We start from the raw sequence: 21,781 nt of genomic DNA, 5'->3' as shown, positions 1-21,781 counted from the left end.
AAACCCCCTGTCCACCGCGGACCGTGGTCGCTCCTCGCGCAGTTCCCCGCGCCCCTGGCGGGGTCGGTGCTGGCCCGCGTCGGGGCATTTCAGCCCGTCCGGCGTTTGAGGACGAGCGCCGTTCAGGCGCGATCGGGGTCTGGGGCAGAGCCCCAGGCAACCCCGTTCTCGGCCGCGGACCGTGGTCGCTTCTCGCGCAGTTCCTCGCGCCCCTTAGCGGTGCTGGTGCTGGCCCGCATCGGGCATTTCAGCCTGTCCGGCGTTTGAGGACGAGCGCCCTTTAGGCGCGAACGGGGTCTGGGGCGGAGCCCCAGGAGGGGCGGAACCGACCAACTCCGGTGCTCGGGGGGCGGGGCGGAGGCCCAGGGGGGTGGTCCGGCCCGGGGGTCGGGGGGCCCGGGGTGGGGGGACCTAGGTCCGTTTGTGTCTGGGGAGTGCCTGAATTGGTTTACCTGGGGGCCTCGGGGGCTTAATCTGGGGGCGTAACCACAGGTTCGGGCAGCGGAACGGACGTAACCAGACATGTATGCACCGGAGCGCCAGCAGGAGATCCTGCGGATCGCACGGGAGAGCGGCCGCGTCGACGTGCTGTCGCTCGCCGAGGCCTTCCAGGTCACCGCCGAGACCGTACGGCGCGACCTGAAGGCGCTCGACCGGGCCGGCCTGGTGCGCCGGGTGCACGGCGGGGCCATCCCGGCCGGCCGGCTCGACTTCGAACCCGACCTCGCCGAGCGCGAGTCCACCGCCGCCGACCAGAAGGACCGCATCGCGCGCGCGGCCCTCGCCGAACTGCCCGCCGAGGGCAGCGTCATCCTCGACGCCGGGTCGACCATCGCCCGCCTCGCCGCCCAACTCCCCCTGGACAGCGGGCTCACCCTCGTCACCCACGCCCTGCCCGTCGCCGCCCGGCTCGCCGACCACCCCGACATCGACCTCCACCTCGTCGGCGGCCGGGTCCGCCACCGCACCCGGGCCGCCGTCGACGCCTGGGCCCTGCGCGCCTACGGCGAGATCCGCGCCGACGTCGCCTTCCTCGGCACCAACGGCTTCTGCGCCGAGCACGGCCTCACCACCCCCGACCTCGCCGAAGCCGCCGTCAAGCGGGCCGTGATCGGCGCCGCCCGGCGCGTGGTGCTGCTCGCCGACTCCGCCAAGCACGGCCAGGAACACTTCGCCCGCTTCGGCGACCTCGCCGACATCGACCTCCTCATCACCGACAGCGGCCTCGCCCCCGACGACGTCGCCGCCATCGAAGCCGCCGGCACGGACGTGATCACCGTATGAACATCCTCACCGTCACCCCCAACCCCAGCCTCGACCGCACCTACGAGGTCCCCGCCCTCGCCCGGGGCGAGGTGCTGCGCGCCACCGGCGAACGCGTCGACCCCGGTGGCAAGGGCGTCAACGTCTCCCGCGCCGTCGCCGCCGCCGGGCACCGCACGGTCGCCGTCATGCCGCTCGGCGGCGCCCCCGGCGCGCTGGTCGCCGAACTCCTCGCCGGGCAGGGCATCGACGTCGCCCCCGTCCCCGTCGCCGGGCCCACCCGCTCCAACATCGCGGTCGCCGAACCCGACGGAACCCTGACGAAGATCAACGCGCCGGGTCCCCAACTGAGCGCCGCCGAGAGCGAGTTGCTGCTCGACACGGTCACCGGGCACTCGGGGCGGGCCGACTGGATCGCCTGCTGCGGCAGCCTCCCGCGGGGCCTCGCCCCCCAGTGGTACGCCGACCTCGTCGCCCGCGCCCACGCCGCCGGAGCCAAGGTCGCCCTCGACACCTCCGGAGCCTCCCTCATCGCCGCCCTGCGCGAACGCCCCGACGTGGTCAAGCCCAACGCCGAGGAACTCGCCCAGGCCGTCGGCCGCCCCCTCGCCACCATCGGCGACGCCGTCAAGGCCGCCGAAGAAGTACGGGAGTTGGGGGCCGGCGCCGTCCTCGCCAGCCTCGGCGCCGACGGCCAGCTCCTGGTCAGCGCCCTGGGTACCTACTTCGCGTCCGCCCCCGTCGCCCTCGTCCGCAGCAACGTGGGAGCCGGAGACGCCTCGCTCGCCGGGTTCCTCGCGGCGGGCGGCCAAGGCCCCGACGCGCTGGCCGCCGCCGTCGCCCACGGCGCCGCCGCCGTCCAGCTCCCCGGCAGCGTGATGCCCACCCCCGGCGACCTCGACCCGGCGGCCGTCACCGTCACCGACGCCGTCCCGCTGGACCGCCCCCTGACGGAACCGGCGTCATGACCCCCGCCCCGCCCGCCCCTCACCGCCCGCAAAGGAGCCCGCGATGAGCCAGATGATCAGCGCGGAACTGGTCGACCTCGACCTCGACCTGGCCGCCGACTCCAAGGAAGCCGCCGCCCGCGCGCTCGCCGAGCGCATGGTCGCGCTCGGCCGCGTCAGCGACCTCGACGGCTTCCTCGCCGACGTCGCCGCACGCGAGGCCCAGATGCCGACCGGCCTCGACGGCGGCATCGGCATCCCGCACTGCCGCAGCGCGCACGTCACCGAGCCGACCCTCGCCTTCGGGCGCAGCGCCACCGGCATCGACTTCGGCGCCCCCGACGGCCCCGCCGACCTGATCTTCCTCATCGCGGCCCCGGCGGGCGCGGACGACGCCCACCTGTCGATCCTCTCCGCCCTGGCCCGCCGCCTGATGGACACGTCGTTCACCTCGGCCCTGCGCGCGGCCACATCGCCCAACGAGGCGGCGGCGCTGATCCGCGGCGAGCAGGACGACGCCCCCACGGACGCCCCCACGCCCCGATCCGACGCCACCGAGTCCCGGCCCGACGCCACCGCATCCCGGCCCGACGCCACCGAGTCCCGGTCCGACGCCACCGCAGCCGCGCCCGAGACCCCCGCCGGTCCGGGGGCGTCCACCCCCAAGGATCCCGCCCCTGATTTCGCCCCCGACCACGATCCGGCGCCGGACCGCCCGTTCCGGATCGTGGCGGTGACCTCCTGCCCGACCGGGATCGCCCACACCTACATGGCGGCCGAGTCCCTGACGCGTGCCGGACACGCCGAGGGCGTCGAGATCACCGTGGAGACGCAGGGCTCGGCCGGATTCACCCGACTCGACGCGGCCGTCATCGCCGCCGCCGACGGCGTGATCTTCGCGCACGACGTGCCCGTACGGGACAAGGAGCGCTTCGCGGGAAAGCCCACCGTGGACGTCGGCGTCAAGGCGGGCGTGAACCGGCCGGCCGAGCTGATCGCCGAGGTCCGCGGCAAGGCGGCGCGCGGCGAGATCACCGCGGCCGGTGCCAGGCCGTCCCCCGTGGAGGCGGGCGGCGAAGCCGGCGAGGGCTACGGCACCAAGCTGCGCAAGTGGCTGATGTCGGGCGTCAGTTACATGGTTCCGTTCGTCGCTGCGGGCGGACTGCTCATCGCGCTCGGCTTCGCCATCGGCGGCTACAAGGTCAGCGAAGCGCCCTCCGTCATGGACCACTTCCTGTGGACGGACCAGACGAGCTGGGCGGCGCTGCTGTTCCAGGTCGGCCAGGTCGCGTTCAAGTTCCTCGTCCCGGTCCTGGCCGGCTACATCGCGTACGGAATGGCCGACCGGCCGGGTCTCGTGCCCGGCTTCGTCGGCGGCGCGATCGCCCTCGACATCAAGGCGGGCTTCCTCGGGGGCCTCGCGGCCGGTCTGATCGCGGGCGCCGTGGTCATGGCGATCCAGAAGGTGCGGATCCCGGCGCCGCTGCGCGGCATCATGCCGGTGGTGGTGATTCCGCTGATCTCCTCGGCGATCGTCGGCTTCCTGATGTTCCTGGTGATAGGCGAGCCGATCGCCAAGCTCCAGTCCGCGCTGACCAGTTGGCTCGGCGGGCTCTCGGGCGCCAACGCGATCACCCTCGGCGTGATCCTCGGCCTGATGATGTGCTTCGACCTGGGCGGCCCGCTCAACAAGGTCGCGTACGCCTTCGCCGTGGGCGGGCTCTCCAACAACGCGACCGGCGCCGACGGAAGCTTCAAGGTGATGGCCGCCGTGATGGCCGCGGGCATGGTCCCGCCGCTCGCGATGGCGCTGGCCACGACGGTACGGGGCCGGCTGTTCACGGCGGCCGAACGCGAGAACGGCAAGGCGGCCTGGGTGCTGGGAGCGTCCTTCGTCACCGAGGGCGCCATCCCGTTCGCCGCGGCCGACCCGCTGCGGGTCATCCCCTCCGCGATGGCGGGCGGCGCGGTCACCGGCGCCCTGTCGATGGCCTTCGGCTGCACCCTCCAGGCCCCGCACGGCGGCGTCTTCGTGGTCCCGCTGATCGGCCACGCCTTCCTGTACCTGCTGGCCATCGCGGCCGGAACGGTGGTCAGCGCGGGCCTGGTCGTCCTGCTCAAGGGCCTGCGCAGGACCGGACCCGAGCAGCGGGAAGCCCCCGGCGAGACGGCCGAGCCGAAGGTGGCGGTCGCCGCCTGAGCGCCCGCGGCCCGCGCGACGCCCGACGTCGTGGACGCACGACGCCCGGCCCCATTCGGGGGGCCGGGCGTCTTCGGCCGTCATGACGTGACATGTACCACTTGAGGACCAAAGTCCCTTCAGCCCCTGCCGCAAGTCCCGGCCGGTGTTGTCTACTGGGCGCGTGGCTCAGAACATCACGATCATTCAGCAGATAGGCCTTTCCGTCCTCGCTGCGGCGAGTGTCGCCTGGGTCGTCGGACTGGTCCGCATCCTGCGCCGGGAGCGCGCCGACCGGGCCCAGTGGCACGCGACGCGCCCTCTGCGCGCCGTGGGCCGTCAGAGCGGACCGCCCGCGCGGGAAGCGGTGGCCCTCACCGAGGCCGAACAGGACGCCTTCGCGGGCCTGATCCGCCAGCTCGACCCCCGCAGCTCCTGACCGCACGCACGCGGAGCCGGACTCCAGGGGCCGGGCCACAGGGCCGACCGGCCCTCAACTCACGTGTGCGCGGCGCTCCGTGGCGGCCCGTGCGGCGTGCCCTCAACTCACGTGTGCGCGGCGTTCCATGGCGGCCCGTGCGGCGTGCTCGGTCGCGTACACCTCGCACATGTGGCGGCCGTCCGGGGTCGCCGTGTGCTCGACCTCCCACAGGCTCAGGCCGCTGCCGTCGAGCAGCAGGAACGCGTGCTCGTACAGCGTGAACGCCGCGTCCCGGCCCGCCGTGCGGCAGTGGCGGCCGAAGGCCTGGGTGATCCGGTGCGTGTGCGCCGCCCGCAGCCGCAGCGCGGTGTCCCGGCCGGGCCGGTCCGGGTTCTCGGCGCGGCGCAGCAGCCGGCGCGCGTGGTCCGCCGAGTCGGCGGGCGCGTACGGACGGGCGCGGCCGGCCGGGGGCGCGGTGCGGTCCGGCGCGGCGATGGCGTCGGGCCCCAGCCCCGCCTCCCAGCTGTCCTCCAGGCCCCGCAGGTCCGCGAGGTCCTGCGCGTCCCCGAGCCCGTGCGCGTCCCCGAGCCTCTGCGCGTCCTGCGCGTCCCCGAGCCTCTGCGCGTCTTGCGTGTCCCCGAGTCTCTGGGCGTCCTGTGCGTTCCGTACGCTCTCCGGGCCGCCGGGGGCGGGATCGGGGTGCGGGATGGGGGTGTAGGTGCCGATCCAGGAGGCGTCCAACTCCCGTTCCAGGGCCTCCAGTTCGTCGTCCGCGTCGTGGGCCGGGTCGGACGGAAGCACCCTGCGGCGCAGCCGGACCGCGGCGAGGCGGGCGTCCTCCTCGGCGGCGTACACCTCGTGCGCGTACTGGCGGCCGTCGTAGTGGGCCAGCTCCCACAGGGTGACGGTGGTGCCGTCCAGGAGGAGATAGCAGTGCCGGTACGTCTCGCGGCTCAGGCGGTGGCCGCCGGGCCCCGCCGACGAGGTGTGCAGCGAGGAGTGGAGCGAGGTGGTGTGGGCCATCGCCAGGTCGAGGCGCTCGACGAGTTCGTCCGGCAGATCGAAGGAATTCAGAGCCCGCCCCAAAAGAGCCGCGAGCTGATCCTGAGCCGATTCCTCGCCGGGGCCGCGCTCACCGTCGAGCGGGTGGGGCACATGGAGCACCAAGGCTTCTCCTGGCCGTCGCTGTTGGTCACGTAGAAGGTGCTCAACGTAGCCCCTGAGGGCGGATAGCGCAGCGGGCATGGCCGAAACTTTTCCGGCCGGCACCCACCTTTGGGTTACCGGCCGGTCAAGTCCCTTGCGAGCAAGGGGAGTTGTCAGGAGGAGGCTGCCGCCGTCCACTGGGACCACGGCATGTTCCAGCCGTTGAGCCCGTTGTCGGGGGCGATGGTCTTGTCCGGCGAGTTCTTCACGACGACGACGTCACCGATGAGACTGTGGTCGAACATCCACTTGGCCTGCGTGTCCCCGCCCGCGCCCTGCACGTCCTTCATGCCGACGCAGCCGTGGCTGGTGCCGTCGTTGCCGAACGGGTCACCCTTGTACCAGTAGTTGCCGTGCATGAAGGTGCCCGAGGTGGACAGGCGCATCGCGTGCGGCACGTCCTTGATGTCGTACTCGCCGCCGAAGCCCACGCTGTCACCGTTCATACGGGTCTGCGTGAACTTCTCCGAGATCACCATCTGCCCGTTGTAGGTGGGGTGTTCGGCGCTGCCCGTCGAGACGGGAATCGTCTTGATGGTCTTGCCGTCCTGCTGGACGGTCATCTTCTGCGTCTTCACGTCGACGGTGGAGACCTGGTTGCGGCCGATGGTGAAGGTGACCTCCTTCGACTGCACGCCGTAGATGCCCTTGGCGCCCTCCACCTTGTCCAGGTCGATCTTCATCGTGACCTTGGAGCCGGCCTTCCAGTACTCCTCGGGCCGGAAGTCAAGACGGGTGGAGTTGAACCAGTGCCCCACGACCTGCTGACCGCTGCTGCTGGTCACCGTGATGTGGGACAGGACGTCCTTCTTGTTGGTGATCGCCTTGTTGAAGGTGAAGGACACCGGCATGCCCACGCCGACCGTGGCGCCGTTGTCGGGCGTGTAGGTGCCGATGAAGCTGTCCTTGGCGGAGACGGTGGTGAACTGCGCGTTCTCCGTCGCGGCCCGGCCCTTGTCGTCCTTGCCGTTCGCGGTGATCTTGTACTGGGTGCCGCGCTCGACCTTGCCGGTCGGCTTCCAGGAGAGCCCGTCGGCGGCGAGCGTGCCCGGTACGGCCTTGCCGCCCTGGGCCTCGGTCATCGTCACGTCGGAGAGCTTGCCGCCCTCCGCCTTGACGTTGACATCGTTGATGGAGGCGTTGGTGGAGCCGTCCTTCGCCGAGATGGTGATCTTCAGCGTGGAGGCGTCCTTGGCGGCCGAGGCATCCGAATTCTGGCTGTCCTTGCCGCCCTTGCCGTCGTCCGTGGCCTTGGCGTCGCCGCCGCACGCGGTCAGCGCGAGCGCGCCGACCAGCAGCCCGGCCGCCCCCGCGACCAGGCGGACACGACGGCGGGCAAACGGACGCGCGGGGCGCGGGGTGCTGCTGAACTGCTGAGGCTGCGCTGCGTTGTCCGACGCCGGCGGTGTCACGGGCTGCTCCATGTCTGCGCGATGTACTGCGAGTCAAATCCAGTACGGGCATAGAGAACCCAGAGGGGGTATCCGGTTGCGGGATCTGTTTGTGATGGCGATCACAAACGGCCTGACCCACCATCAACTCCCGTACAGATCACGATAAGAGGGAAATGTCCCCCCGGCCCCTTCGACGCTTTCGGCGGCTCGCACGCCCCTGACGATCGCCCGCGCAACCACGTCCGCCCCGGCGGCCAGGATGAGGTTCAGCTCCTCGGGGGGCATCGGGGCGGGGGCGGGGGTGGGGGAGGGGGATGGGTTGGGGGAGGGGGAGGGGGAGGGGGAGGCGTCGGTGGAGGGGGTGGTGGAGGGGGCGCGGGACGGTGTGGTGGATGGGGTGCTGGATGGTGTGGTGGGCGGGGCGGGGGTGTGGGAGCCGGTGGCCAGGGCGAAGATCGTGTCCCCGTCGTGCATCAGGTGGGCCGGGCGGATCGCGCGGGCGAGCCCGTCGTGCGCGGTGCCGGCCAGCTTCTGCGCCTGCGACCCAGTGAGCCGGGCGTCCGTGGCGACGACGGCGAGCGTCGTGTTGAGCGGCGGCAGCCCCATCCGCTCGCGGGCCCGCCGGATCCGCTCCTGAGCGGCCAAATGTGTGGCGCGGGGAGGGAGTTGCATGGGGCCTGTCCCGGACTTGCTCTCCCCGCTCTCCGCATTCTCCGCATACTCCTCGATCTCCCCGTACTCTCCGTACAGCACCCCGTTGCCCGGGTCGATCGCCGAGCCGACGGCGTTGACGACTACCAGCGCCGCCACGACGACCCCCGACGCCAGCCGGACGCTCGCCGTGCCCACCCCGCCCTTGACGCCCCCGACCACCGCACCCGTCCCGGCCCCCGCGTTGCCCTCGGCGAACTCGGTCGCGGCCGCCTCGACGGCCGCCCGGCCCACGGCGGCGTCCGGCCTGGCCCGCCAGTCGCCGCCGCGGCCCAGATCGAACACGCAGGCCGCGGGCACCACCGGCACCACCTGATGGGGCTCGGGCCCGACCCGTACGCCGCGGCCCTGTTCCTCCAGCCAGGCCATCACGCCGGACGCCGCGTCGAGGCCGTACGCGCTGCCGCCGGTCAGCACCACGGCGTCGATCCGCTCGACGACGTTGTTCGGGTCGAGGGCGTCGGTCTCCCGGGTGCCGGGGCCACCCCCACGCACCTCGACGGCGGCGACCGCGCCACCGGGCGGGGCCAGCACGACGGTGGTGCCGCTCAGGGCGTTCGGGCCGGGGACGGCGGCGTGGCCGACGCGGAGGCCGGGGATGTCGGTGAGGGTGTTGTTCATGGGGGCCATGCGTAGCACCTCCGGTGGGGGTGGTGGGGTGTGGTTGCGCGGGATCGCCTTTTCTGCGCAGTTCCCCGCGCCCCTGAACCCTCGGTTGTCTGCGCACCGTGCTCGCTTTTCGCGCAGTTCCCCGCGCCCCCAAAACCCGATGTCCACCTCGCGCCGTGGTCGCTTTTCGCGCAGTTCCCCGCGCCCCTGAACCCGCTCTCGGCTTGCGGGCCGTGCTGGCTTCTCGCGCAGTTCCCCGCGCCCCCAAAACCCGATGTCCACCTCGCGCCGTGTTCGCTTTTCGCGCGGTTCCTCGCGCCCCTAACCCCTCTTGGACCTGCGGGCCGTGCTCGCTGCTCGCGCAGTTCCCCGCGCCCCTTAACTGCTCGGCGCCGGCCAGCACCTTCAGCCCGTCCGGCGATTGAGGACGAGCGCCCTTAAGGCGCGAACGGGGTCTGGGGCGGAGCCCCAGGGGCCCGGAACCAACCAACGCCGGGTCACGGGCGGGTGGGTGGGCAAGGGTGCTCGGGGTCTGGGGCGGAGCCCCAGGGGGCCCGGGGCCTGCCAACCCCGTCGCACGGGCGCGTGGGTGGGAAAACGCCCCCCCCGAGGGGGCTACGCGCGGCGCGACAGGACCAGCGCGGTGGCCACCGTCAGAGCCGCCACCGCCCCAGCCAACGGCACCCCCGCCCGCCCAGCAAACGTACACAGCAGAACCAGCACCGCCGAGACCGGCAAGATCAGCTGCTGGACGAGCCCCCGCTTGAAGTGGCGCGCATGCAGCAGCCACACCGTCAGCAGGAACAGCGCCGCCGGAACCGTGACGGCCGCCGCGGCCGAGACCGCCGAGATGTGGGCCTTGCCGACGGTCTGCTCGATCGCGACCTCGAGCCCCGCCCCGATCGCCGCCGCCGACGCCAGCACCACGTAGTGGCCGTAACCCCACGCGAACGCCTCCCGGTTGGACCGCAGATGGTCATGGATCGGCACCGCGAAGTAGATCCACCACGCCGCGAACACGATCAGCAGCCCACCCGCCGCGAGCGGCAGCAGATCGCCCAGCTCGTCGTGCTCGTCGAGGGCCTCCTGTACGGCGATGGTGGCCGCCGACACCGTCTCACCGAGCACGATCAGCGTGAACAGGCCGTACCGCTCGGCGATGTGGTGGGGATGCCAACTCGTGGTGTGGTCGCGCTCCGCGAACAGCGGCACGCTCAGTTCGGCCAGTACCAGCAGCGGGAACACCCAGATGTGCGCGGACTCCGGTACGAACAGCATGCCGACCCAGCCGAGCTGGCACACCACGAGCCCGGCCGCGTACCGCAGACACACCCGGCGCTCGGCCGCGTCCCGGCCGGTCGCGGCGGCCCGCAGCCACTGACTGGTCAGCGCGAGCCGCATCACGATGTAGCCGATGACGGCGATCGTGAAGTCCCCGTCGTCGAACGCGCGCGGCACGCCCGCCGCCAGGATCAGCACCCCGGTGATCTGGACGAGCGTCACCACCCGGTACAGCGGGTCGTCGGTGTCGTACGCGGAGGCGAACCAGGTGAAGTTCATCCACGCCCACCAGATCGCGAAGAAGACGACGGCATACCCCGCGAGACCCGCCCCCACATGCCCTTCGGCCAGGGCATGGACGAGGCGGGCGCCGGCCTGGGCGACGGCGACGACGAAACAGAGGTCGAAGAACAGCTCCAGCGGGGTCGAGGCGCGATGGGCTTCGTGGCGGCTGCGTGCGGTCATGCGGGGCATGCGCCCAGCACACCAGACACCGCCGGTTCGGCAGGTCCGGCACGCCAGTCCGACCCCATCACCGAAACCGCCGGCATTGCCAGAAGGGCCGGATTTCCCCGGGGCACGGGCACGCGGCGGTCCGGGCGCGCACAGTGGAACGCATGACGACACCCGCCGAGAGCCTCCGCTCACTCGCCCGCACCCGCGCCTCCCTCGACGGCGAGGAGGTCACGTACTGGTGGTCCGGAAGCGTGTACTCCTGGGCGCCCGACGAGCCGTACCAGCTCCTCTTCGGCTTCGAGGGGATCAACGTCGCCCGCCTGGTCCAGGACGCCGACGCCGGCCCCGACGCCTACCAACTCCTCACCCGCGAGGCCGCGTTCTACCTCGACCCCGTCAGCCGCGAGATCCTCGACACCTGGCAGGGCCTCCCGGTGACGCACATCTGGAACGACCCGGCGAACCAGCGCTGGCGCCCCTTCCCGGTCCCGACGACCGAGCTCGGCGGACAGGTCTGCTTCAGCCTGGAGATCCCCCTCGCCTACCCCTCGCCGCTGCCCGTGGCCCAGTACCCGCTGCACTCGGCCGGCGACACGTACAAGGCCCTGGAGCTCTTCCAGTTCTACGCCGACCGCGCCGACCTGGAAGGCCCGGCGCCCAGCGTCCCCGCCACCATGTCCTGGACGCGGATGTCCCCGTGGCTGCCCTGGATGGCCCGTGGCCAGCGGCCCGGCGGACTCACCTACCACTGCCGGGGCCGCAAGCTCGGCGCGTACGCCGAGGTCCCCGAACGCACCCGCTCCTACATCGCCGCGCACCACCCCGAGTTCGCCCGCGCCCCCGAGAAGTGGAGCGAGCCGAACGAGACGAGCTGGACCTACTTCCGCAAGCTGAACCCGCCGACGCGATAGCCGGCGCCCCGGGCTCCCAGGGGGCCGTACGGCAGGACCGGGCGGGGACCTAGGGCCGCCCGGGGTCGTGGCGTTCGCCTCTCACCCGCGGACCGCGCGAGACGCAGGGTGGATATGTCAGGACTCGTCTCAACCCCCTGGGAAGCACCATGAGTTCCGCGCTCCAGCCGTCCACCCGGCCAGACGCCGGCCCCGTCGACGCCGAAGTCCCCTACGACCCGGACAGTTATCGGCCCGGCCGCACCATCACCGCATGGGAGCCGGAGAACGAGGTCTTCTGGCGCTCGGTCGGCCGGAAGGTCGCCACCCGGAACCTGTGGATCGCCGTCCCCGCCCTGCTCGTCGCCTTCGTGGTGTGGCAGGTCTGGTCCGTCACCGCGACCAACCTCAAGGACGTCGGCTTCTCCTTCTCCACCTCGCAGCTGTTCTGGCTCACCGCCATCCCGGGCCTGACCGGCGGAACCGCCCGCATCCTCTACACCTTCCTCGGCCCGATGATCGGCCAGCGCCGCTTCACCGCCCTGTCGACGGTGATCCTGATCGTCCCGCTGATCTGGCTCGGCATCGCCATCCAGGACACCTCCACCCCGTACGGCGTCATGGTGGTCATCGCCGCCCTGTGCGGCATCGGCGGCGCCAACTTTGCCTCCTCGCTCGCCAACATCGGCTTCTTCTTCCCGAAGAAGGAGAAGGGCAACGCGACCGGCATCAACGGCGGCCTCGGCAACCTCGGCGTCTCCGTCGTCCAGCTCCTGACACCGATCGTCATCACCTTTTCGACCATTGCCATCGGCTCCGCCCAGCACAAGAAGGACGGCACCCCGGTCTACCTCCAGAACGCCGCGTTCCTGTGGGTGCCGGTGCTCATCGTGCTCGCGCTGATCGCCTGGTTCGGCCAGAACGACCTGAAGGTCGCCTCCACCCCCTTCAGCCGTCAGAAGGTCATCTTCCAGCGCAAGCACAACTGGCTGATGACCTGGCTGTACGTCGGCACCTTCGGCTCCTTCATCGGCTTCGCCGCCGCCCTGCCCCTGCTCATCAAGACGACCTTCCCGGCCTACTCGGTGGCCACCTACGCCTGGATGGGCCCGGCGCTCGGCGCGCTGGCCCGCTGGGCGGGCGGCTGGATCGCCGACAAGCTCGGCGGCGCCAGGGTCACCATCATCTCGTTCGTCGGCATGGCCCTCGCGATCATCGGCGTCATCAACTTCCTTCCGGCAGGCGGTGGTTCGGGCAACTTCTACGGATTCTTCAGCTGCTTCCTCGCCGCGTTCTTCTTCTCCGGCGTCGGCAACGGCTCGACCTTCCGGCAGATCCCGGTGATCTTCCGCAATCAGCACCTGAAGGGCCTGACGGAGGGCACCCCCGAGTACGCCAAGGCCCTCAAGCAGGCCGAGATGGAGGCGGGCGCCGTCACCGGCTTCACCTCCGCGATCGCCGCGTACGGCTTCTTCTTCATCCCGGCGATGTTCGCCAACTTCGCGGTGACCAGCGCGATGTGGGGCTTCGTCGCCTTCTACGTGAGCTGCATCGCCGTCGCCTGGTGGTACTACGCCCGCAAGAACGCCGAGGCACCCAGCTGAGCCGAGCTGAGCTGCGTCGAGCCGTAAGACCGTTGTCTCCGAAAGGGCCCGCACCGGGTGGTGTGGGCCCTTTCGATGGGGAATGGGGGAGATTTGGCCGTCGTAACGGAATTTCTTGTGAATGTATTCACAAGTGAACTAGGGACGGAAGTCCTCAGGAAACGTGCAGGTCAGATGGGTGGATGGCCAGGGTGGGTGGGTGCGGAAAGGGGCCTTCGGCCCGGATCTCGTGACCTCTGCCGCCAAAAACGATCGATCAAAAGGAGTGGAATGGAAAGCGATCCAAGAGCTACCGCTCACGGCGCGAAACACCACGTCAACGGCGATCGGAAGGGTGCCTGGCCATGACCGCGACCCCCGCAGAGGCAACGAAGAGCAGCGGAGCCTGGGACGGCTTCAAGGGCGGACTGTGGCGCGACGCCATCGACGTCCGCGACTTCGTCCAGCAGAACTACACCCCCTACGAAGGCGACGCCGACTTCCTCGCCGGGCCCACCGCACGCACCACCGCCCTGTGGGAGAAGCTCCTGTCGATGTTCCCCCAGGAGATCGCCCAGGGCATCCACGACGTGGACGTGAAGACCCCCTCCCGCATCGACGCCTTCAAGCCCGGCTACATCGACGGCACCCCGGCCGACCACAGCGACCTCATCGTCGGCCTCCAGACCGACGCCCCGCTGAAGCGCTCCATCATGCCCAACGGCGGCTGGCGCATGGTCGAGAACGCCCTCAACGCCTACGGCTACGAGGCCGACCCCGACATCCGCGACGTCTACACCCACCTCCGCAAGACCCACAACGAGGGCGTCTTCGACGCGTACACCCCCGAAATCCGCGCCTGCCGCTCCTCCGGCATCATCACCGGCCTGCCCGACGCCTACGGACGCGGCCGCATCATCGGTGACTACCGCCGCGTCGCCCTCTACGGCGTCGACCGCCTCATCGCCGCCAAGGAAGCCGACAAGGCACGCCTCGGCGAGGACTGGGCCACCGAGACCGTCATCCGCGACCGCGAGGAAGTCTCCGAGCAGATCAAGGCGCTGGGCGAACTCAAGGCCATGGCCCTGTCCTACGGATACGACATCTCCGGCCCCGCCACCACCGGCCGCGAGGCGATCCAGTGGCTGTACTTCGCCTACCTCGCCGCCGTGAAGGAGCAGAACGGCGCCGCCATGTCGATCGGCCGCATCGACAACTTCCTCGACATCTACCTCCAGCGCGACATCGACGCCGGCCTGATCACGGAGGAGCAGGCGCAGGAGTTCATCGACGACTTCGTCATCAAGCTCCGCATCGTCCGCTTCCTGCGCACCCCCGAATACAACACGCTGTACTCCGGCGACCCCACCTGGGTCACCTGGTCCATGGCCGGCATCGGCGAGGACGGCCGCCCCCTCGTCTCCCGCACCACCTTCCGCGCCCTGCAGACCCTCTACAACCTCGGCCCCGCCCCCGAGCCCAACCTCACCGTCTTCTGGGACCGCGAACTCCCCGCTGGATTCAAGGAGTTCGCCTCCAAGGTCGCCATCGACACCTCGGCCATCCAGTTCGAGTCCGACGCCCTGATGCGCCCCAAGTACGGCGACGACACCGCCATCGCCTGCTGCGTCTCCGCCATGGCCGTCGGCAAGCAGATGCAGTTCTTCGGCGCCCGCGTCAACGTCGCCAAGGCCCTGCTCTACGCCATCAACGGCGGCCGCGACGAGAAGAGCGGCAAGCTCGTCGTCGAGGGCTTCACCCCCATCGAGGGCGAATACCTCGACTACGACACCGTCGCCCGGCAGTACGACGCGATGCTGGACTGGCTCGCCAAGACGTACGTCCACGCGCTCAACGTCATCCACTACATGCACGACAAGTACGCCTACGAGCGCATCGAGATGGCGCTCCACGACCAGCGGATCCTGCGCACCATGGCCTGCGGCATCGCGGGCCTGTCGGTCGCCGCCGACTCGCTGTCCGCCATCAAGCACGCCCGCGTCAAGGTCGTCCGCGACGACACCGGCCTCGCCGTCGACTACGAGATCGAAGGCGACTACCCCGCCTACGGCAACAACGACGACCGCGCCGACGAACTCGCCACCCGCATCGTGCACGACTTCATGGAGAAGGTGCGCAAGCACCCCACCTACCGCGACGCCGTCCACACCCAGTCCGTACTGACCATCACCTCCAACGTCGTCTACGGCCAGAAGACCGGCAACACCCCCGACGGCCGTCGCGCCGGCACCCCGTTCGCCCCCGGTGCCAACCCCATGAACGGCCGCGACGAACACGGCTACATCGCCTCCGCCCTCTCCGTCGCCAAGCTGCCCTACGACGACGCCGAGGACGGCATCTCCCTGACCAACACCATCACCCCGGACGCCCTGGGCCGCACCCCGCAGGAGCGCGTCGACAATCTCTGCGGCGTCCTCGACGGCTTCATGGCCAACAACGGCTTCCACATGAACGTCAACGTCCTCGACAAGGCGACCCTGGAAGACGCCATGCGCCACCCGGAGAACTACCCCCAGCTCACCATCCGGGTCTCCGGCTACGCGGTGAACTTCGTCCGCCTCAGCCGGGAACAGCAGCTGGATGTCATCAACCGGACGTTTCATGGGGGGCTTTGAGTGAAGGGGCCGGGGGGGTGGGGCCCCCTCCCCCCCCCACCCCCCTCGCCCACCCACCCCGCCCCCTACTGAGCCACAGCTCGCTCGGCCCAGCCGAGCCCAGCCGAGCCCAGCCCACCCCCCACCCCAGCCCCCCCCCAGGAAGGTCCGGCCATGGCCATGCAGCTCAGCCCGGAGGTTCCCGTCGGCCGGCCGGCCCGTTTCGGCTGCGACGACGACGCCAGCACGCCCGCCGGGGCGGCCACCCGCCGGCCGATCGTCGGCTCGGTGCACTCCTGGGACCTGTCGACCGGCGTCGACGGCCCGGGCACGCGCTTCGTCACCTTCCTCTCGGGCTGCCCGCTGACGTGTCTGTACTGCCACAACCCCGACACCTGGCGGATGCGCAACGGCAAGCGCACCACCGCGGACGACGTGGTCGCCGAGGCCGCCAAGTACACGACGTTCATCCGGGCGGCGGGCGGCGGCGCCACCATGAGTGGCGGCGAACCGCTGCTCCAGCCCGTCTTCGTCGGTGAGCTCCTGCACCGCTTCAAGCACGAGCTGGGTCTGCACACCGCTCTGGACACCTCCGGTTTCCTCGGCACCCGGGCCACCGACGCGCTGCTGCGCGATGTGGACCTGGTGCTCCTGGACATCAAGTCCTGGGACCGTGACACGTACAAGAAGGTCACGGGCCGACCGTTGCGGCCGACGCTGGACTTCGCGCACCGTCTGGCGGACCTCGGCAAGGAGGTCCATGTCCGCTTCGTTCTGGTGCCGGGCCTGACCGACGACCCGGCCAACATCGACGGCGTCGCCTCCTTCGCCGCCTCCCTCGGCAACGTGTCCCGCGTCGACGTACTGCCCTTCCACAAGCTCGGCGAGGGAAAGTGGCAGGCCCTCGACATGAACTTCACCCTGCGCGACACCCCCGCGCCGACCCCGGCCGCCGTGGCCGGAGCCCGCGCGATCTTCGCGGCGTACGGACTGAACGCGATCTGACCGCGCGGTGTGGGTGCCCGCGCCACCTCACCCTGTTGACCCTTAAAACGGGTGATTGTGTCCGCTATGTCCCTACCGTGAGGGGGTGACCGAGCCACCCGCACCCCCTGCCACGCCGCCGGACGCGTCCTCCTCGGGCGTGGTGCCGCCTCCGGCTCCGGCCGCCTCGCCCGCCCCGCGCTCGGTGGCGCGGCGCGCGACGCTGGCCGGGACGGTCGTCTCCGTCCTGCTCATCCTGGCGATCGTGTTCGGCAGCCGGCTGCTCAAGGACTTCGACTCCGCGCTCCTTCCGTACGCGGTCGCCACGGTCTTCCTGGCCTTCGGTGTCGCCTACCGCTACACCGTGTGGATCTCCTCTCCCGGTGCGCGCCGCCTCTTCAAGCAGGGCTGGCGCAGCCTGTTCTCGGCCGCCAACTTCCGCAAGGCGCCGACCGCCCTGCCGAAGATGATCGCCACCTATCTCGGTTTCCAGAAGTTCCTGGGTGCCCGCTCGCACGGCCGCTGGGCGGCCCACCAGTTGATCTTCTGGGGCTGCATCCTGGCCGCCGCGATCACCTTCCCGCTGACCTGGGGCTGGTTCACCTTCACTTCGGGGTCCGGCTCGGGCCCCGGCTATGAGATGCGGATCTGGGGGTTCAAGGTCCTGGGCTTCGACTCGCTGAGCGTGGTCGGCTGGCTGATGTTCCACGGTCTGGACATCGCCGCCGTACTGGTGATCCCGGGCGCCTCGTACTTCCTGTGGCGCCGGATGAAGGACCGCGGCGCCATCACCGGCCAGCGCTTCGCCTACGACCTCGTCCCGCTGATCGCCCTGATCGTCATCTCCGTGACGGGCCTCCTCCTCACCTTCTCGTCGATCTTTCTGCACGGCGGCGGCTACCAGTTCCTGGCGGTGCTGCACATGGTGTCGGTGGTGTTCACGCTCATCTACATCCCGTTCGGGAAGTTCTTCCACATCGTGCAGCGGCCGGCCGCGGTCGGTATGCAGCTCTTCAAATACACGGCCCGCCAGGACGAGCAGGTCTTCGCGTGCAAGCGCTGCGGTGAGCCGATCGACACCGCCCCGTACGTCGAGAACCTCCAGGGCACCATGCGCGATCTGAAGCTGGGCTTCGACGCCTGGGCCGCGTACTGCCCGCGCTGCAAACGGGTGCTGCGCGGCACCGCCTACCTCAGCCATGTCAAGAAGGGCTTCAAGTGAGCAGCGTGCCCCCTCCACTCGACCCTTCGATCGCCCCGCCCGGCACCCGCAACTTCCGGGACGCCGGCGGGATTCCGGCCGACCAGTGGCACGCCGACCAGAACGGCGAGACCCTCGTACCCACCCACTGCTGCTTCTGCGGGGTGCAGTGCGGCATGTATCTGCGGGTCGACCGGGCGGGCAAGGTGTTCGGGGTCGAGCCCCGCAACCACGACATCAACCGGATGCGGCTGTGCCCCAAGGGCATCAACGCCTACCAGCAGGTCAATCACCCCGACCGGCTGACCGCCCCGTTGATGCGCCGCTCCCGCGACGAGCCGTTCCGGGAGGCATCCTGGGAGGAGGCGCTCGACTTCACGGTCGCCGAGATCCGCCGCATCCAGGGTGCGCACGGCAATGACGCGTTCGGGCTGCTCGGCGGGGCGAGCCTGTTCTCGGAGAAGACGTACCTGGTCGGCAAGTTCGCTCGGGTCGCCCTCAAGACGCGGCACGTCGACTACAACGGCCGCCTGTGCATGGTGTCGGCGGCGGGCGCGAACAAGCTCGCCTTCGGCATCGACCGGGCGGGCAACCCGTTCTCCGACATCCTGCTCAGCGACTGCCTGCTGATCGCCGGGTCGAACGTGGGGGAGTGCTTCCCGGTCATGACCCAGTACCTGTGGGGCGCCCGGGACCGGGGGGCCAGTCTCATCGTGATCGACCCGCGGGAGACGGCGATCGCGCGCACCGCCGACATCCATGTGGCTCTCCGCCCGGGCACGGACGCTGCCTTCTTCAACGCGGTCCTGAACGTGGTCATCCAGGAGAACCTCGTCGACAAGGAGTTCGTGGCCGAGCACACCACCGGCTGGGACGAGGTGCGGGCCTCCGTAGCCGACGTCACGCCGGAGGTGGCAGCCGAGATCTGCGGGATTCCCGCCTCCCAGGTCGTCCAGGTCGCCCGGGCCTTCGCGGGCGCCAATCGGGCGATGGCCTGGCACGCCCGGGGCATCGAGCACCATTCGCAGGGCGTCGAGAACTGTCTGACCGTCATCAACCTGTGCACGGCGACCGGCAATCTCGGCAAGCCGGGCGCCGGTTACGGCACCATCACCGGCCAGGGCAACGGCCAGGGCGGACGTGAGCACGGGCAGAAGTCGGACCTGCTGCCCGGCGGGCGTTCCATCTCCAATCCGGAGCACCGGCGGCAGATCTGTGAGATCTGGGGGATCGAGGAGCCCGAACTGCCGCCCGCGGGAACCTCGATGATGGAAATGGTCTGGCAGATGCAGCGCGAGGAGATCCGCGGCCTGATCGGCATCTGCAACAACCCGTTCGTCTCGCTCCCCAACTACGCGACGGTCAAGTCGGGTTACGACGCTCTGGAGTTCCACGCTCAATTCGACTTCTTCCTTTCCGAGACGGCGACGAACGCGCATGTCGTCTTTCCGGTCACCACCTGGGCCGAGGACGAGGGGGTGATGGCCAACGCCGAGGCCAGGGTGGTCAAGCACAACAAGGCGCAGGAGCCGCCCGCCGGGGTGCGTACCGACACCTGGGTGATGTGCCAGCTGGCCCAGCGCCTGGGCGTGGGCGACAAGTTCGACTACGCGGGTTCGCGCGAGGTGTTCGACGAGTTGCGCATCGCGTCGGCCGGAACGGTCAACGACTATTACGGCATCACCTACGAGCGGCTGGAGGAGACCGGGGGTATCGCCTGGCCGTGCCCCTCCACCGACCATCCGGGCACGCCCCGCCTGTTCGAGGGCGGCCGGACCGCCCACCCGGACGGCAAGATCCATATGCAGGTGGTCGAGTGGCATCCGCCGATGGACCCGTACGACGAAGAGCATCCGATGTCGCTGACGACGGGCCGTACGGTGGCGCACTTCCTGTCGGGCAACCAGACCCGCCGGCTCGGGGCGCTCGTCGAGCAGACACCGCGGCCCTGGGTGGAGGTCCATCCCTCGCACGGCTTCCGCAACGGCGACCCGGTGCGGGTGGTGACCCGGCGGGGCAGTGAGGTGTTCCCGGCCCTGGTCACCGAGGCGATCCGTCCCGACACCGTGTTCATCCCGTACCACTGGCCCGTTCCGACGGCCGCCAACGCGCTCACCATCGATGCCCTCGACCCCCGGTCCAAGATCCCCGAGTACAAGGTGTGCGCCTGCCGTATCGAGGCGGCGGAGCGGATCGACGAGGTGCCGGCGCCGCCGACCGCGCCGGGACACCAGGCGTACCCGGCGACGCAGGTCTCGCGCACCGACCCCCTGCCGCCCACGTCCCCGCAGGGCCGTGGCACCGCGGAGAGGAGCTGACGCCCGCCATGATGGGCAGAACGATCTTCATCGACCCGGGGCGCTGCATCGGCTGCCAGGCCTGTGTGTCCGCCTGCCGCGAGTGTGACTCGCACCGCGGCAAGTCCATGATCCATCTCGACTATCCCGACGAAGGTCATTCCGTCGCCTCCCTCCCGACCGTCTGTATGCACTGCGAGGACCCGGTCGCCCCGTGCGCCGAGGTGTGTCCGGCGGACGCGATCCTGGTGACCGCGGACGGTGTGGTGCAGCAGGCCGACACCACCCGCTGCATCGGCTGCGCGAACTGCGTCAACGCCTGCCCCTTCGGCGTACCGAAGATCGACCTCCAGGCGAAGCTCCAGCTGAAGTGCAACCTCTGCTACGACCGCACCGCCTACGGTCTGGCCCCCATGTGCGCCACGGTCTGTCCGACCGGTGCGCTGTTCTACGGGACCGTCGAGGAGCTCCGCGCGGAGCGCCCCGGGGTCCAGGTCGCCGACTCCTTCACGTTCGGCGATGTCGTCGTCTCCACCGGCGTGGCCATGGTCGTGCCCGCCGACAAGGTCCAGTGGCCGGTGCCCGGAGGTCTCCCGATCGTCGAGGTCAACGGGAAGGACGTCACCCGATGAGCGTCACCGACCAGTCGCCCGCCGCGCCCGAACCGGACGCGGACCCCGCCCGGGACGCGCTCCACGACCGCATCGCCGCCGACTCCCTGACCACCCGCCGTGACTATCTGCGCATCGTCGCCACCGTGTCGGGCGGCCTCGCGGTCGGCGGGCTCGCCGTGGCCGGGGGCGTGCTGCACCGCCACGGTGACAGCGACGGGCCGCCCGACCGCAAGCGCGTCGCAGCCGTCCTCGCCCCCGGCGAGTCCGTCGCCTTCCGCTTCCCCGACGAGGACGACCGCGCCGTCGCCGTCCGCCTCAAGGACGGCACCCTCGTCGGCTACTCCGCGGTCTGTACGCATCTGGCCTGCGGGGTGCTGTGGCGCGAGGACCGAGGCACCGAGGGCGAGCTGTACTGCCCGTGCCACGAGGGGGTCTTCGACGCCCGCACCGGTGAGGTGACCGCCGGCCCGCCGCCGCGCCCGCTGCCGAAGGTGCTCCTGGCCGAGGAGGCCGACGGAAGCGTCTGGGCGGTGGCCACGGCGCGCTCCGGTGAGAGCGTCAAGGACGCCATGTGCCGCCAATTCGCGGACAAGCGGCCGGACATGGCGGCCCGTAGGGGCTGCCCCGCCGCGGAAGCCAAGGCGGTCGAGAGGAGCGAGCGGACATGAGCACCGAGGGAAACACGCCCCCCGGCGGCGCTCCCGGCCGCGACGGCACGCCCCAGGCGGGCGGGAGCTTCGGCCCGGGCGAGGGCCTCGCGGGTGAGGCGCGGCCCGCCTACACCCCCGGCTCCGTACAGCCCCGGCTGAACCGGCCGGTCCATGAGCGGTATCCGCAGATCCGCGCGACCAGTGGGTACGGCGACCCCCGGGTCCGGCACACCGGGCCCGGGCCGGGTGCCGGCACGGAGCAGGAGCCGGAGCGTTCCTCGAAGCTGACGGCCCGCCTCACCCTCGCCATCACCGTGGTCATCGGCCAGCTGTGGGGCCTGACCGTGGTGGTCAACGAGTGGATGCGGGGCAACACCGGCACCGCCTGGTGGGGGGCGGGATTTCTGTGTCTGTCGTTCCTCGTGGTCCTGGGCCTGTGGGCACTCGACCCCAAGGACCGCTGACCTCGCCGCCCGCGCC

At 70.7% G+C, this 21,781-nt stretch carries 17 protein-coding genes; 13 read left to right on the top strand and 4 right to left on the bottom strand.

The annotated features are described in order from the left end of the window. Positions 1-522: 522 nt before the first annotated feature. The 4 genes from N4G70_RS24470 (at position 523) to N4G70_RS24455 (ending at position 4,828) form a co-directional block, all read left to right on the top strand. Positions 523-1,284, top strand: coding sequence for a DeoR/GlpR family DNA-binding transcription regulator (locus N4G70_RS24470; protein ID WP_261714848.1), 762 nt, complete (start codon positions 523-525; stop codon positions 1,282-1,284). Further along, positions 1,281-2,231, top strand: coding sequence for a 1-phosphofructokinase (gene pfkB / locus N4G70_RS24465; protein WP_261714847.1), 951 nt, complete (start codon positions 1,281-1,283; stop codon positions 2,229-2,231). Before N4G70_RS24470 ends, pfkB begins: the two co-directional genes overlap by 4 nt. Before the next feature lie 43 nt (positions 2,232-2,274). Then, positions 2,275-4,410 (top strand): fructose-specific PTS transporter subunit EIIC, encoded by a 2,136-nt coding sequence (locus N4G70_RS24460; RefSeq protein ID WP_261714846.1) that lies wholly within the window; start codon positions 2,275-2,277, stop codon positions 4,408-4,410. 163 nt (positions 4,411-4,573) lie between these two features. Beyond that, positions 4,574-4,828, top strand: a complete 255-nt coding sequence (locus tag N4G70_RS24455; RefSeq protein ID WP_261714845.1) for a hypothetical protein — start codon at positions 4,574-4,576, stop codon at positions 4,826-4,828. 102 nt (positions 4,829-4,930) lie between these two features. Here the strand turns inward: N4G70_RS24455 and N4G70_RS24450 are convergent, their stop codons facing one another. The 4 genes from N4G70_RS24450 to N4G70_RS24435 form a co-directional block, all read right to left on the bottom strand. Then, the gene (locus tag N4G70_RS24450; RefSeq protein ID WP_261714844.1) at positions 4,931-6,055 is read right to left on the bottom strand and encodes a DUF6227 family protein; all 1,125 of its coding nucleotides are present in this window, start codon (positions 6,053-6,055) and stop codon (positions 4,931-4,933) included. Positions 6,056-6,129: 74 nt separating this feature from the next. Continuing rightward, entirely contained in the window at positions 6,130-7,440 is a 1,311-nt protein-coding gene (locus N4G70_RS24445) for an Ig-like domain-containing protein (protein ID WP_261714843.1), read from the bottom strand. Positions 7,441-7,551: 111 nt separating this feature from the next. Further along, positions 7,552-8,751, bottom strand: coding sequence for a P1 family peptidase (locus N4G70_RS24440; protein WP_399036656.1), 1,200 nt, complete (start codon positions 8,749-8,751; stop codon positions 7,552-7,554). Positions 8,752-9,345: 594 nt separating this feature from the next. Then, a complete protein-coding gene (locus N4G70_RS24435) occupies positions 9,346-10,476 on the bottom strand; it encodes a low temperature requirement protein A (RefSeq protein WP_399036653.1) in 1,131 nt (376 codons plus the stop codon). A gap of 152 nt (positions 10,477-10,628) precedes the next feature. On the opposite strand from N4G70_RS24435, the gene N4G70_RS24430 reads away from it, so the two are divergent. From N4G70_RS24430 to N4G70_RS24390, 9 genes are all read left to right on the top strand, one after another. Further along, positions 10,629-11,378 carry a DUF1838 domain-containing protein gene (locus tag N4G70_RS24430; RefSeq protein ID WP_261714841.1) on the top strand — a complete coding sequence of 250 codons (750 nt, stop codon included), beginning with the start codon at positions 10,629-10,631 and terminating at the stop codon, positions 11,376-11,378. A 149-nt stretch (positions 11,379-11,527) separates the two neighbouring features. Then, positions 11,528-12,961, top strand: a complete 1,434-nt coding sequence (locus tag N4G70_RS24425; RefSeq protein ID WP_261714840.1) for an MFS transporter — start codon at positions 11,528-11,530, stop codon at positions 12,959-12,961. Positions 12,962-13,305: 344 nt separating this feature from the next. Beyond that, a complete protein-coding gene (pflB, locus tag N4G70_RS24420; protein WP_261714839.1) occupies positions 13,306-15,576 on the top strand; it encodes a formate C-acetyltransferase in 2,271 nt (756 codons plus the stop codon). Positions 15,577-15,729: 153 nt separating this feature from the next. Continuing rightward, the gene (pflA, locus tag N4G70_RS24415) at positions 15,730-16,560 is read left to right on the top strand and encodes a pyruvate formate-lyase-activating protein (protein ID WP_261714838.1); all 831 of its coding nucleotides are present in this window, start codon (positions 15,730-15,732) and stop codon (positions 16,558-16,560) included. 85 nt (positions 16,561-16,645) lie between these two features. Further along, positions 16,646-17,761 carry an MFS transporter gene (locus tag N4G70_RS24410; protein ID WP_399036648.1) on the top strand — a complete coding sequence of 372 codons (1,116 nt, stop codon included), beginning with the start codon at positions 16,646-16,648 and terminating at the stop codon, positions 17,759-17,761. Next, a complete protein-coding gene (locus N4G70_RS24405) occupies positions 17,758-20,058 on the top strand; it encodes a molybdopterin oxidoreductase family protein (protein ID WP_261714837.1) in 2,301 nt (766 codons plus the stop codon). Before N4G70_RS24410 ends, N4G70_RS24405 begins: the two co-directional genes overlap by 4 nt. Before the next feature lie 8 nt (positions 20,059-20,066). Continuing rightward, entirely contained in the window at positions 20,067-20,669 is a 603-nt protein-coding gene (locus N4G70_RS24400) for a 4Fe-4S dicluster domain-containing protein (RefSeq protein ID WP_120722905.1), read from the top strand. Further along, positions 20,666-21,319: a ubiquinol-cytochrome c reductase iron-sulfur subunit gene (locus tag N4G70_RS24395; protein WP_261714836.1), complete on the top strand. Its 654-nt coding sequence runs from the start codon at positions 20,666-20,668 to the stop codon at positions 21,317-21,319. Before N4G70_RS24400 ends, N4G70_RS24395 begins: the two co-directional genes overlap by 4 nt. Then, entirely contained in the window at positions 21,316-21,765 is a 450-nt protein-coding gene (locus tag N4G70_RS24390; RefSeq protein WP_261714835.1) for a hypothetical protein, read from the top strand. The genes N4G70_RS24395 and N4G70_RS24390 overlap by 4 nt, the downstream gene beginning before the upstream one ends. Positions 21,766-21,781: the final 16 nt, after the last annotated feature.

Origin of the sequence: Streptomyces sp. ASQP_92 (genome assembly GCF_025399895.1) — a bacterium.
Lineage (GTDB): Bacteria > Actinomycetota > Actinomycetes > Streptomycetales > Streptomycetaceae > Streptomyces.
Note: the sequence above shows the minus strand (reverse complement) of the source record. Positions and strands in the feature narration are given on the sequence as shown.